The organism is Saccharothrix saharensis, from assembly GCF_006716745.1.
Lineage (GTDB): Bacteria > Actinomycetota > Actinomycetes > Mycobacteriales > Pseudonocardiaceae > Actinosynnema > Actinosynnema saharense.
In genome coordinates this window covers 392,612-405,067 of sequence record NZ_VFPP01000001.1, presented here as the reverse complement: position 1 = coordinate 405,067, position 12,456 = coordinate 392,612, and the positions used below count along the sequence as shown (strand labels likewise).

General features: G+C 72.8%; 6 protein-coding genes. 2 read left to right on the top strand and 4 right to left on the bottom strand.

Annotated features, from left to right (window positions below; genetic code table 11):
- Positions 1–59 precede the first annotated feature (59 nt).
- Positions 60–842, bottom strand: a complete 783-nt coding sequence (locus FHX81_RS01205) for a TetR/AcrR family transcriptional regulator (RefSeq protein WP_141974804.1) — start codon at positions 840–842, stop codon at positions 60–62.
- 77 nt (positions 843–919) lie between these two features.
- Here FHX81_RS01205 and FHX81_RS01200 point away from each other — a divergent pair, with 77 nt between their 5' ends.
- Both FHX81_RS01200 and FHX81_RS01195 read left to right on the top strand, forming a co-directional pair.
- Entirely contained in the window at positions 920–3,181 is a 2,262-nt protein-coding gene (locus FHX81_RS01200) for an ATP-binding cassette domain-containing protein (RefSeq protein ID WP_141974803.1), read from the top strand.
- Positions 3,182–3,536: 355 nt separating this feature from the next.
- On the top strand, positions 3,537–5,417 hold the full coding sequence (locus tag FHX81_RS01195) for a S8 family peptidase (protein ID WP_342787151.1): 1,881 nt from the start codon (positions 3,537–3,539) through the stop codon (positions 5,415–5,417).
- A gap of 52 nt (positions 5,418–5,469) precedes the next feature.
- On the opposite strand, the gene FHX81_RS01190 is transcribed toward FHX81_RS01195, so the two are convergent.
- The 3 genes from FHX81_RS01190 to FHX81_RS01180 all read right to left on the bottom strand — a co-directional run bounded on the left by FHX81_RS01190 (position 5,470) and on the right by FHX81_RS01180 (position 12,444).
- Entirely contained in the window at positions 5,470–6,618 is a 1,149-nt protein-coding gene (locus tag FHX81_RS01190) for a cellulose-binding domain-containing protein (protein WP_141974801.1), read from the bottom strand.
- A gap of 136 nt (positions 6,619–6,754) precedes the next feature.
- The gene (locus FHX81_RS01185; protein WP_246107557.1) at positions 6,755–9,592 is read right to left on the bottom strand and encodes an AfsR/SARP family transcriptional regulator; all 2,838 of its coding nucleotides are present in this window, start codon (positions 9,590–9,592) and stop codon (positions 6,755–6,757) included.
- Positions 9,593–10,062: 470 nt separating this feature from the next.
- A complete protein-coding gene (locus FHX81_RS01180; RefSeq protein ID WP_141974800.1) occupies positions 10,063–12,444 on the bottom strand; it encodes a PEP/pyruvate-binding domain-containing protein in 2,382 nt (793 codons plus the stop codon).
- Between the last annotated feature and the right edge of the window lie 12 nt (positions 12,445–12,456).

The following is a 12,456-nucleotide window of genomic DNA, read 5'->3' as shown; positions in this document are numbered from 1 at the left end:
CAGAAATGGGTCCCACCTCCCTAGTCCGCGCCAACCGGCACACCGTACAACACCCCCGCTCACCCCCCGCGCGCACGCGACACCGCCGCCTCCACCCCGTCCAACAACACCTCCAACCCCGTCACGAAGTTCCGCACCGCGTCCCGCTCCAAGTACGGCACGCACTCGTCACCCTCCACCGGCGGCGGCTCCTCCGCGCCCACCCACGCCGACAGCGGAAAACGCTCCGCGAAGTCCGGCGCCACCTCCTCGAACACCCCCGCCCGCGAGAACCACCACTCCTCGTCGGTCATCCCCGTCTCCCGCGCCGCCCGCCGCGCCTCCGCGATCACCCCCGCCGCACCGCGCACGAACTGCACCACCGCGCCCACCACCCCCGGCAACACCGACAACCCCAACCCCGTCGGCCGCAGGATGCGCAGCAACGCCTCCACCATCGCGAACTCGTTCGGACCCAGCACCGGCCGCGCCTGCGACACCTGCAACACCCACGGGTGCGCCAGATAGCACTCCCGCACATCGCCCGCCCACGCCCGCAACGCCGCCCGCCACCCCCCGTCCACCGGGTAGTCCGACGGCAGCTCACCCAACACCCGGTCGCACATCAGGTCCAGCAGCTCCGCCTTGCTCGGCACGTGCGTGTACAGCGCCATCGCCGAACGACCCAACCGCTCCCCCACCGCCCGCATCGACAACGCCCCCATGCCGTCCCGGTCGGCCACCTCGACCGCCGCGTCCACGATCGCGTCCACCGACAGCCCCGGCCCCGACCCGCCACCCGGCGCACGCCACAGCAGCCGCATCGACCGATCCGCGTCACCCTGCCCCGCGAACACCGCCACTTGCCGCCCCTTTACGCCGTAAAGTACCGTGCCCGCGAGCACCTTACGGCATAAACAAACCAGGGGGAAAGCCGGCGATGGCCGCACCAGCAGACAGCCACGACGTCATCCAAGTCCGCGGCGCCAGGGAGAACAACCTCGCCGACGTCTCCGTCGACATCCCCAAACGACGCCTCACCGTCTTCACCGGCGTCTCCGGCTCCGGCAAATCATCACTCGTCTTCGGCACCATCGCCGCCGAGTCCCAACGACTCATCAACGAGACCTACACCGCGTTCATCCAGTCCTTCATGCCCACCCTCGGCCGACCAGACGTCGACGCCCTGCGCAACCTCAGCGCCGCCATCATCGTCGACCAGGAACGCATGGGCGCCAACTCCCGCTCCACCGTCGGCACCGCCACCGACGCCCACACCATGCTCCGCATCCTCTTCAGCCGCCTCGGCCACCCCCACGTCGGCACCTCCGGCGCCTTCAGCTTCAACCTCCCCGAAGGCATGTGCCCCACCTGCGAAGGCCTCGGCCGCGTCTCCACCGTCGACGTCGACCACCTCGTCGACCGCACCAAATCCCTCACCGAAGGCGCCATCACCGTCCCCGGCTTCACCGTCGACAACTGGTACGTCCAGACCTACGTCCACTCCGGCTTCTACGACCCGGACAAAAAACTCCAGGACTTCACCGACGAGGAATGGGACGCCTTCCTCAACCGCGAAACCACCAAGGTGAAGATCGGCAAGACCAACGTCACCTACGAAGGCCTCCTGGTCAAGGTCCAACGCCTCTACCTCGGCAAGGACCGCGAGAACATGCAACCCCACATCCGCGCCTTCGTCGACCGCGCCGTCACCTTCACCCGGTGCCCCGCCTGCCACGGCGCCCGCCTCAACGCCGCCGCCCTCTCCTCCAAGATCGACGGCCTCACCATCGCCGACTGCTCCACCATGCAGATCAGCGACCTCGCCGACTGGATCGCCAAGCTCGACGACCCCTCCGTCGGCCCCATGCTCACCACCCTCAAAGAACTCCTCGACAACCTCGTCGAGATCGGCCTCGGCTACCTCAGCCTCGACCGACCCGCCGCCACCCTCTCCGGCGGCGAGGCCCAACGCGTCAAGATGGTCCGCCACGTCGGCTCCGCCCTCACCGACGTCACCTACGTCTTCGACGAACCCACCGTCGGCCTGCACCCCCACGACATCCAGCGCATGAACGACCTCCTGCTCCGCCTGCGCGACAAGGGCAACACCGTCCTCGTCGTCGAGCACAAACCCGAGACCATCGCCATCGCCGACCACGTCGTCGACCTCGGCCCCGGCGCGGGCGTCCACGGCGGCCACATCACCTTCACCGGCACCGTCGCCGAACTCCGCGCCTCCGACACCCTCACCGGCCGCCACCTCGACCACCGCGCCCGACTGCGCGACCAGGTCCGCACACCCACCGGCCACCTCCCCATCACCGGCGCCACCCTGCACAACCTCAAGGGCGTCGACGTCGACATCCCCCTCGGCGTCCTCACCGTCGTCACGGGCGTCGCAGGCTCCGGCAAGAGCAGCCTCATCCACGGCTCCCTCGGCCGCCGCGACGACGTCGTCACCGTCGACCAGTCCCCCATCCGCGGTTCGCGGCGCTCCAACCCCGCCACCTACACCGGCCTGCTCGACCCGATCCGCACCGCCTTCGCCAAGGCCAACGGCGTCAAACCGGCGCTGTTCAGCGCGAACTCCGAAGGCGCCTGCCCCAAGTGCAAGGGCATCGGCCTCGTCTACACCGACCTCGCGATGATGGCCGGCGTCGCCTCGGTCTGCGAGGAGTGCGAGGGCAAGCGGTTCACCGCCGAAGTCCTCACCCACACCCTGCGCGGCCGCGACATCAGCCAAGTCCTCGGCATGTCCGTCACCGAGGCGCGCGAGTTCTTCACCGAGAAGCAGGCCAAGGCCATCCTCGACCGGCTGGTCGACGTCGGCCTCGGCTACCTGTCCCTCGGCCAACCCCTCACCACCCTGTCCGGCGGCGAGCGGCAGCGGCTCAAGCTCGCCATCCACATGGCCGAGAAGGCGTCCACCTACGTCCTCGACGAACCCACCACCGGCCTGCACCTCGCCGACGTGGACCAGCTGCTCGGCCTGCTCGACCGCCTCGTGGACGACGGCAACACCGTCATCGTCATCGAGCACCACCAGGCCGTGATGGCGCACGCCGACTGGATCATCGACCTCGGCCCCGGCGCGGGCCACGACGGCGGCCGGGTCGTCTTCACCGGCACCCCCGCCGACCTGGTCGGCCACGCCTCCACCCTGACCGCCCAACACCTCCGCACCTACGTCGGGCGCTGAGCATCCGGGCGGTTTTCATCGTCGTCTCCTTCCGGTGCCACGTCGGTGCCGGAAGGAGACTAACTTTAGTCGACACTGAAGTTATTAAGATTATTGGCCAGTGGGGCGGGCTCACCTGATCGGTGGCTGCCGTTCGGAATACCGCAGGTCGTTCCCACTGCCGGCCGATTGTCCGGTCCGGGGCGGTCCTCTAACGTTGCCGATCACGTCCGCGCGAACGTGATCGCAGAACCTCCACTCCCCGGCCGACCCACGCCGCTCCCGGGTCTGCCGGAACCCCTGCACGAGGGAGAACCCTGCAATGGGAGACGTTCGCGGATCCAGACGCGCCCTGATCGCGTTAGCCGCCGCCGCGGTGACCGCCGCGGCCCTGGCCACCGGCGCCACGCCCGCCGCGGCCGAAGGCGGCATCATCGGCGCCGACAACCCGACCGCCATCGAGGACAGCTACATCGTCGTCTACGACCAGATGTCCACCCAGAGCGTCGACGCGCTCACCGCCGACCTCAGCGCCAAGTACGACGCCCAGGTCGACTTCACCTACCGCCACGCGCTCAAGGGCTTCGCCGGCACGCTGTCCGAACGGGACGCCCGCCGCCTCGCCGCCGAGCCCGGCGTGGCCTACGTCCAGCAGAACGGCGAGGTCAAGGCCACCGGGACGCAGCCGAACCCGCCGTCGTGGGGCCTGGACCGGATCGACCAGCGCGACCTGCCGCTCGACTCGTCCTACACCTACCCGAACGACGGCACCGGTGTCACCGCCTACATCATCGACACCGGCATCCGGACCACGCACTCCGACTTCGGCGGTCGCGCCTCCTGGGGCACGAACACCGTCGACTCCAACAACACCGACTGCAACGGCCACGGCACGCACGTGGCGGGCACGGTCGGCGGCACGGCGTACGGCGTCGCCAAGGGCGTGCGGCTGATCGCGGTCAAGGTGCTCAACTGCGCCGGCTCCGGCTCGTTCGCGGGCGTCGCGGCGGGCATCGACTGGGTCACCGGCCACCACACCTCCGGCCCGGCCGTGGCGAACATGAGCCTCGGGGGCCAGGGCAGCGACGTCACCGGCGAGACCGCGGTCCGCAACTCGATCGCCGACGGCGTGACCTACGCGATCGCGTCGGGCAACTCCAACGCCGACGCGTGCAACTTCACCCCCGCCCGGGTCGCCGAGGCGATCACGGTGAACGCCTCGACCAACACCGACGCCCGCGCCTCGTTCTCCAACTGGGGCACGTGCTCGGACATCTTCGCGCCGGGCCAGAACATCACCTCGGCGTGGATGACCAACGACACCGCGACCAACACCATCAGCGGCACGTCCATGGCGGCGCCGCACGTGGCGGGCGGCGCGGCGGTACTGCTCGGCGCCACGCCGTCGTTGACGCCCGCGCAGGTCGCCTCCGCGATGATCACCAACTCCACCGCGAACAAGATCACCAGCCCGGGCAGCGGCTCGCCGAACCGGCTGCTGTTCGTCAACACCGGCGGCGGCCCCGGCCCGGGCGACCCGGCGATCACCCCGCCGGGCAACCAGACCGGCAGCGTCGGCACGGCCACCAGCCTGCAGCTCAAGGCGTCCGGCGGCACGCCGCCGTACACGTGGTCGGCCACCGGCCTGCCGCCCGGCCTGACCATCGCCGCGGCCACCGGCCTGATCTCCGGTACACCCACCACGGCGGGCACCTACAGCGTCACGGCCGCGGTGACCGACAGCGCGGGCAAGGTCGTGCGCGCGACGTTCACCTGGACGATCACGCCGCAGGGCGGTTCGTGCACCGCGCCCGGTGAGAAGGTCGTCAACGGCGGCTTCGAGAGTGGCACCGCCGGCTGGTCGAACGCCACCTGGACCATCGGCCCGTGGACCGGCGAGGGCGCGCCCCGCACCGGCAGCCGCTCGTCGTGGATCAGCGGCTACGGCTACAGCAACACCGAGACGCTGGCCCAGACCGTCACCATCCCGGCGGGCTGCGCCAACACCACGCTGTCGCTGTGGCTGAAGATCAGCACCGCCGAGTACGAGCCGGAGGTGTTCGACACCTTCACCGTCTCGGTGGCGGGCACCACGCTGGCGACCTACACCAACCTCAACCCGTCCGGCTACGCGGTGCGCACCTTCAACCTGGGCGCGTACGCGGGCCAGAGCGTCACGCTGAGCTTCACCGGCGCGGAGGACTGGTCCTACCAGACCTCGTTCGTGCTGGACGACGTCTCGGTGAACGCCGCCTGACCACGTGCGTGGGGGCCGGTCGGGTCGTCGACCGGCCCCCACGCACGTCAGCTCAGCACGCGATGGGCGAGGAACCGACCGCCACGTCGTCGTACCAGAGGGTGTTCGCGCCGTCGCCGTAGCTCTCCCAGCCCAGCCGCAGGTCGGTGACCGCGGGCCGCCAGTTGGTCTTGCGCAGCCACTGCGAGTCGACGTCGGGCGTGGACACGCCGTCGGCGACCAGGCCCTCGACCACCGAGCCGTTGAGCGAGGTGGAGATCCGGCCCGCCGGGTCGACGGTGAACTGCACGCAGTTCCACTGGCCGGTGGGCAGCGGCTTGCTCTTGGACACGCCGGTCGGGCTCTGCTCGGGCAGGGTCGCGTCGTCGGACTCGCGGTTCCACTGCAGCGCCGCGCTCTGGCCGCCCATCCGCAGGTCCTTGCCGCCGTCCGCGGAGTCCTTCATCGCCATGAACGTCACGTGCTGCTGCGGGAGCGCCGTGGTGTGGCGGACGTAGAACCGGCCGTGCACCACGCTCGTGCCGCTGATGGGCGTGCCGAAGAAGATGTGGTTGCAGTAACCGGACGCGCCGTTGACCCGCACCGACTTCGAGCCGCTGTGCGCGACCGAGTTGTCGATGGCGACCGTGCCCTGACCGGTGCAGTTGGCCGCGCCGACGGTCCAGCGGCCGCTGGGGGCGGACCCGGTCTGCTGCTCGAAGTCGTCGCAGACCGTCGCCGTGCCGCAGCCGACCGGCGGGTTGTCAGTCGTCGTAGTGGTCGTGGTGGTGGTCGTGGTCGTGGTGGTGGTGGTGGTGGGGCCGTCACCGCTGCACGACACGCCGTTGAACGCGAAGTCGGTCGGTACGGCGTTCGTGCCGCTGTAGGTGGCCTGGAAACCGAACTGGGCGCTCGCGCCCGTGCCCAGCGTCCCGTTCCACGGCATGTTGGACGCCGTCACGACGGCGCCGGACTGCTTCACGTCGGCGCTCCAGCCGGAGCTGACCGACTGGTTGCCGGCGAACGTCCAGGTGAGCTTCCACGAGGTGACCGGAGCGGACTGGTTGGTCACGGTCACGTTGGCGGTGAACCCGGTGGCCCACTGGTTGAGCTTGTAGTCCACGGCGCAGACGGGAGCCGCACCCGCAGTGCTGGCCCCGCCGATCACCACCAACCCGGCTATCGACACCACAGCGGCCACCGCCGCCAGCAGATTTCGCACAACAACCCCTTCGTTGTCGTTTCTGGGAGCGTTCCCAGAAACAGACTGTAACGATTCCGTCACCCGAACGGAATAGGCCGCTTGCCGCAACGGCCGTTCGAACGAAGGCGGGCCGACCGGGCTGAGGCGGGACCGGTCAGCCGACCACCAGCGAGGTCGGTCCGTCGAGCTGCCGCCGGACGCGGTCGACGTCGTCGTGGCGTCCCTGTTGCCGGTAGAGCTCCCTCGCCTCGCGCCATGCCGCGCGCGCCTCGGTGTGCCGGCCGAGTGCCGTGCACGCGTGGCCCATGAGGTCGCGGACCACGGCTACGTAGTAGGCGTCGCCCGCGTCGCGGAGGAGCGTGAGGGCTTGTCGGCAGCGGTCGAGGGCCCGCTCGTGCTCACCGGCGAGGTTGTCGACGTACCCCAGGTTGGCCAGCGCGTGCGCCTCGCCGGTGGGGTTGCCGTGACGTCGGTGCAGCGCGAGGGCGGCTTGGCAGTGGGCGCGGGCCGTGTCGTGGTCGCCGAGCCGGGCGGTGTGCCAGCCCACCTGGTTGAGGGCGTCGGCCCGCCACACCGGGTAGTCGTCGTCGTGCGCGACCACGAGGTCCAGGGCACGACGGGAGTGCTCCAGGGCTTCCCGCAGGTCGCCGCGCCGCTCCGCGGCCCACGCCAGGTCGAAGAGGATGTGCCCCTGGTGGACCACGTCGTGGTGGCGTGCGGCCCGGTCCAGGGCCTGGTGGAGGTGTTCGGCGGCTTCCGCGTGGCGTTCGACCTCGGCGTGCGCGAGGCCGAGGTGCCGGTGGATGGCGATGTGCGCGGTGGGATCGGTCAGGTGGGTGGCGACGTCCAGCGCCGCCTGCCACCCGGCGAGTTCGTCGCGCAGGCGTCCCCGCCGGGAGTGGAAGGTGTTCAGCGTCCAGGCGATCCGCCACACCGCGTCGTGGTGCCCGGCGGTGACGGCGGTGTGCTGCGCGGCGAGCAGGTTGGCGTGCTCGGTGTCGAACCACGCCAACGCGGCCGGCACGTCCGGCAGCGGGTGCGGTCGGACGCCCGGTCCCGGCGTCCCGAGCGGGACCGGCAGGCGGTGGGGGTACAGCAGTCGGTCGGCGGCGTGCGCGGTGTGGGTGTAGAAGTCCAGCACCCGCCGCAACGCCGCCTGCCGCGCCTCCTCGGGCAGCTCGGCGGCGAGCCTGGCGGCGCGGGCTCGGACCAGGTCGTGCATCCGGTAGCGGCCGGGGGTGTCCTGGACGACCAGCGACGCCTGTTCGAGGACCCGCAGCACGGCCCTGGTGTCGTTCGGGCACAGGCCGGTGAGGCAGGCCGCGGCCGGGACGCCGATGTCGGGTCCGGGTGCGGTGCTCAGCAGCGCGAACGCGGTGGCCTGGTCGGCGGTGAGGGCTCGGTGCGACCAGGAGAGCACGGCCGGCAGGCTCGCGGCCGGGTCGCCGCCGTCGAGCGCCTCCAGTCCGCTGTCGCGCAGCTCGGCCGCGATGGCGGCCAGCGACAGGTGCGGGTGGCTGTGGGCGCGGCCCGCGATGATGCTCAACGCCAGCGGGAACCCGCCGCACGAGCGCACCAGGTCGGCGACCGCGGCGGGTTCCGCCTCGGCCCGGGCGGCGCCGAGCCGCGCGGTGAGCAGGCGGCGCGCCTCGGCGTGGTCGAGGACGGGCAGGGCCAGCAGGCGCGCGCCGTGGCCGGCGACCAGGCCGGGCAGGAGGTTGCGGCTGGTGACCAGCACGGCGCAGGAGGCGGTGCCGGGCAGCAGCGGGGTGACCTGGGCGGCGTCGGCGGCGTTGTCCAGCACCAGCAGCACCCGCTTGTCCGCGACCAGGCTGCGGAACAGGGCGGTTTGGGCGTGCGCGTCGACCGGGACGCGGCCGGGCTCGACGCCGAGCGCGTCGAGGAACCCGCGCACCGCCACCGCCGGGTCCAGGGGCGGTCCGTCCGGGCTGAACCCGCGCAGGTCGACGAACAGCTGCCCGTCCGGGAAGCGGTGCGCGTCGCGGTGCGCCCAGTGCAGCGCCAGCCACGTCTTGCCGATGCCGCCCGGCCCGGCGACGATCGAGACGACCGCGGTCGTGGCCTCGCCGGCGGTGGTCGTCAGCGCGGCGAGTTCGATCGCGCGGCCGGTGAAGTGCGGCGGCGCGGCCGGCAGTTGGCGGGGCACCGGGCGCGGGACGGCCGGCGCGGGCTCGGTCGCGGTGAGCGCGGCGTCGGCGGTGAGGATGCCCTCGTGCAGCGCCCGCAGCTCCGGACCGGGATCGGCACCGAGTTCCTCGGCCAGCCGCGTCCGCACCGCGTGGTAGTGCGTCAGGGCGTCGGCCTGCCGGCCGCACCGGTACAGCGCCACGAGGTACTGCGCGGCGACCCGTTCGTCGAGCGGGTGCTCCCGGGCGCGGGCGGCCAGCACGGGTAGCACGTCGGTGTGCCGGCCGGCACGCAGCGCGAGGTCGGTGTGGTCCAGCTCGGCGGCCCGGCGGCGCTGCTGCAACGACTCCCGGACGGAGTTGATCCAGGGCGTGTCCAGCCCGGTGAACGGCTCGCCGCGCCACAGCGCCAGCGCCTGCTCCGCCACCGCCGCCCCCGCCGCCGGGTCCGGCGTGCTCCGCGCCCGGACGAGCAGGCGCCCGAACCGGTGCAGGTCCACCGCGTCCGGGTCGACCTGGAGTTCCCAGCCGCCCGAGCGGCGCACGATGGTCACGTCCCGCAGCTCGGACAACGCACGGCGCAGTCGGGACAGGTAGGCGTACAGGGTCTCGCGGCCCTTGGCCGGGACGCGCTCGCCCCAGGCCCGGTCCAGCAGCTGGTCGGCGCCGACCACCCGGTTCGCGTCGACGACCAGCGCGACCAGGACGCACTGCTGCCGGGCGTGCCCGACCTCGACCCACCGGGCGCCGGCCCGTGCCCGGACCGGGCCCAGCACCCGCAACTCCCCCACGACCGCGTCCCCTCGTCGGCGGAACCCCTCCCGGTCCACCGATAGCAGGACCACCTGCCGATTTCAGGATCTCCGCAAGGTTCGTACCCGGACGGCCCACCACTGTCGCCCGAAGGAGACCCAGGTCCCGCCGGTGTCGCGGCGACGTTCGCCGCGGTGCTGATCGCCCCTCACCCGCCCCCCGCCCACGCGACGGACGATGGGGTGAGGGTGACCGACGCCGACGTGAGCGGGTGGAGGTGCCGCAACGCGTCGAGCACCGCCGGCGGCGTGTTCCGAGCGACCGACATCCACCGGGACGACCACCGCGTGGTCGTGTCGCGGGTGCTGCGGAGCGACCGGGATCCGCTACGAGATCGCCGACTCCGCCGGCAGCCGGGCCCGCCACTGGCACCACCGGCAGCGCCGACCCGCGGTCGACCGCAGCACCCGGACCCCGCCCGGCCACAGCTACCAGTGGAGGTCCCGCCATCGCACACGCGGTGTGGGGGCACGTGCCTGCCACGCCGGTTCCGACGGCGCGATCATCCACCGCGGGTCGACGTGGCACCGAGCACGGTCACCGTGCCCCGCCCGCCGTCCACCCGGAGCCGGTCGCCGGTGGTGATGCGGGTGGTGGCGTTGCCGCAGCCGACGACGGCCGGGATGCCCAGTTCGCGGGCGACGACGGCGGCGTGCGACAGCGGCGCGCCGACGTCGGTGACCACGGCGGCGGCGCGGGGGAACAGCGGCGTCCAGCCGATGTTCGTCACCGTGGTCACCAGGACCTCGCCCGGTCGGAGGTCCGCGCCGTCGGCGACGTCGTGGATCACCCGCGCCACGCCCTCCACCACGCCCGCCGCGCCGGGGAAGCCGGACACGTCGTCGCCGAGGGGTGCGGCGGAGGCGTCGTGGACGTCCGGGCGGCGGTTGGGGTCGGCGGCCCACGCCTCGGGGTCGAACCGGCCCCGGATCACCGTCGGGTACGGCGGCAGCGCGCGGTAGCGGTCGTAGGCGGCGCGGCGGGCGGGCACCGCCGCCAGCGGGGCCACGTCGCCCGCCAGGACGCGCAAGGTCTCCTCGATCGGCAGGAAGAACACCGCGTCACCGTGTCCGGTGACCTCGCCCGCGCGGACCAGGAACGCCCGCAGCACGGCGAACGTGCGGGCGAACTCCGAGCGCGCCCGTTCCCGCTCACGGGCCAGCGCGGCGAGCTCGTCCACTTCACGGCGCAGCCGCGCGGCCTTGCCGGGGTGGGCGGCACGCAACCGTTCCCACGCCGCGTCACGCACGGCCGCCTGGCGGGCCAGCAGCTCCTCGGGGTCGACACCGCCGTCGTCCGGGCGGGGCCACGCCGGGTCCTCGGCCGGGCGCGGCGCGGACACCTCGAACTCGTCGGCGAACCGGTGCCCGTACTGCCGCGCGTACGCCTCGCGGGTGATGTCGCCACGCTTGAGCCGCGCCAGGCCGAGCACCGGGCCCAGGCTCTCCAACTCCCCCGCCGCGCCGTGCGCGCCGGTCAGCAACGCGGTCGTGTCGTCCTCGCCCACCAGCTCCACGAGCTTGCGGCGCAGCCTGACCGACGACATCGAGCCGGTGCGCGCGCCGGAGTCGAACACCTTGGCGTCCACGTGCAGCACCTCGTCCACATCGGACTCCCACAGGGCGAGCAGGTCGGCGGGCGTGGTGGCGGCGCGGAAAGCGGCGCAGAGCCGTTCGGCCCGGGCGGGCGAGGACGCCAGCAGGCCGTCGATCTTCGCCCGGAACTCCCGGCCCTGCCGCAGGAACGGCAGCGCCGCACCGATCGCCGCACGCAGCACGGCCCAGCGGGACAGCGGCAGCCGCGGCACCCGCACGCCCGGCGGGATGCGGCCGAAGTACAGCTCGACCGTCCGCCGCAGGAACCCGCCGCGGGTCAACCCGAGGGCCTGCCCGACGGCCAGCGCGGCGCTGAGGTTGAGGTAGAACCGGCCGCCGATGTTGCCCGAGGTCGGGTGCCCGGCGATCGGTGGCTGGGCGAGCGCCCGGGCGAACGACCAGGTCGCGGGCGTCATCACGCTCGGCACGGCCTCGCGCAGGTTCGCGCACGTCCACAGGTAGTCGCCGCGCAGGGTGTCGTTCCAGACCTCGGCCAGCGCGGTGATCGGCCGGGCCTGCAGCACCGCGACCCGGTCACCGGCCACGGCCCACTCGACGTCCACCGGCACGCCGTGCAGGTCCTGGATCCGCGCGCCCAGCGCGGCCAGCTCCCGCACCCGCTCGTCGGACAGCAGCGCGCCCCCGGTCCGGCGCACCCGACCGTCGGCCGTCACCACGTACTCGTCGGGCGTGACCGTGCCGCCGACCAAGGCCTCACCGAGCCCGGGCGCGGCGTTGACCACGGTCTCCGTCCGCGCGCCGGTGACGGGGTTCGCGGTGAACAGCACCCCGGCGACGTCGGCGGGCACCATCTCCTGCACGACCACGGCGAGCGCGACGTCGGTGATGCCGTGCCGGGCGCGGTAGGCGGTGGCGCGGGCGGTCCACAGCGAGGCCCAGCAGCGCTTGACCGCGGTGAGCACCTCCGCGCCGGACACGTCGAGGACTGTGTCGTGCTGGCCCGCGAACGACAGGTCCGGCAGGTCCTCGGCGGTCGCCGACGACCGCACCGCCACCGGGCCGGGCGGGAGTGCCGCGCGGATGGCGTCGGCGATGTCGTCGGGCATGTCCCGGCTCTCGAACGCGGCGAGGACCGCGGCCTCGTCGCCCAGTGCCCCCGGGTCGAGGCCTTCGGTGAACCGGCGGTAGGCGTGCGTGGTCAGGTGGAAGCCGCCGGGCACGGGCAGGCCCGCGGCGGCGAGCCTGGCCAGCGACGCGCCCTTCCCGCCGACCGTCTCGAGGTCGGCGTCGGGATCGGCGAGCGGCAGCACCAGCGCGGAGGTCCCCATGGGCCGATCCTG

Excerpts from the sequence above, each read along its gene's own strand:
- FHX81_RS01200 (WP_141974803.1), top strand. The coding sequence starts at position 920 with ATGGCCGCACCAGCAGACAGCCACGACGTCATCCAAGTCCGCGGCGCC.
- FHX81_RS01180 (WP_141974800.1), bottom strand. The coding sequence starts at position 12,444 with ATGGGGACCTCCGCGCTGGTGCTGCCGCTCGCCGATCCCGACGCCGAC.